Origin of the sequence: Bacillus sp. Xin1 (assembly GCF_013314535.1) — a bacterium.
Classification (GTDB): Bacteria; Bacillota; Bacilli; order Bacillales; family Bacillaceae_G; genus Bacillus_A.
This window is the reverse complement of record NZ_JABUAE010000146.1, coordinates 1-954: the sequence shown is the minus strand read 5'-3', so window position 1 is coordinate 954 and position 954 is coordinate 1. Positions and strand designations below refer to the sequence as shown.

The window sequence follows — 954 nt, the reverse complement described above, 5'->3', positions numbered from 1 at the left end:
CAAGATGCTGAAAATATAACAAAAAAATCTTATGATTTATATAAAAGTTTAGACTCTTTAGAGAACAAACAGTTGAACTTTCAGGTTGAGGATTTACGGCAGCAGGCATTGAAAATTGCTGGTGAAGTCCATGACGTTAAAAAAGATAACCAACGTATTTTTTCTGGGCTATCAAAGCTGATTTCTGATGAAAGTTTTACAGATTATATGTCCGTATATGAACTGGTAAACATCATTGTACGAGCAAACGAGAAATACGCCCGGTTACTAGAGAAAGACATTCAATTTGTGTATAAGATTGATGGCGTTCATCCTCACTATCATATTTACACAATTTTATCAATTATAAACAATGTCGTTGCAAACGCTGTAGAAGCTATCCAAGATATGGGAACCATCACGATTAACATTAATAAAGGCCATCATTCTGTTGAATTTCGAATAGGAGATAACGGTCCCGGTATTTCTTCGAAGTATAAAGAGGCAATTTTTGAACCTGGGTTTACTTCTAAATATGATGATGCAGGTAACCCTTCGACAGGTATCGGACTATCGTATGTAAAAGAAATGGTCGAACAATTTGAAGGTATTGTTACGTTTGAGGACAGAACCGAAGGAAAAGGATCGATTTTTATAATCAGATTAGGGATTGATCATATAATTGCGAAAGGGTGATTCTATGTATTTTTATATAGTAGATGATGAGAAAGCGGTTCGCTCAATGTTGGCTCAAATTATCGAGGATGAGGATCTTGGGGAGGTTGTAGGAGAAGCTGAGGATGGTTCGTTGTTAGATCAACAAATGCTAATTCTCAAAAATATAGACATTTTATTTATAGATTTGTTAATGCCGATTCAAGATGGAATAAAAACAATTCGTCAAACAAAACCATCGTTTAAAGGGAAAATCATCATGGTTTCTCAAGTAGAATCAAAAGAATTGATTGCTGAAGC

The 954-nt window shown here is 34.8% G+C and carries 2 protein-coding genes; both read left to right on the top strand.

Annotated features, from left to right (window positions below; genetic code table 11):
* A partial coding sequence (locus HRG09_RS28160; RefSeq protein ID WP_254610206.1) for a sensor histidine kinase occupies positions 1-675 on the top strand: 675 nt, incomplete at its 5' end.
* Positions 676-679: 4 nt separating this feature from the next.
* A partial coding sequence (locus tag HRG09_RS28155) for a response regulator (protein ID WP_174104079.1) occupies positions 680-954 on the top strand: 275 nt, incomplete at its 3' end.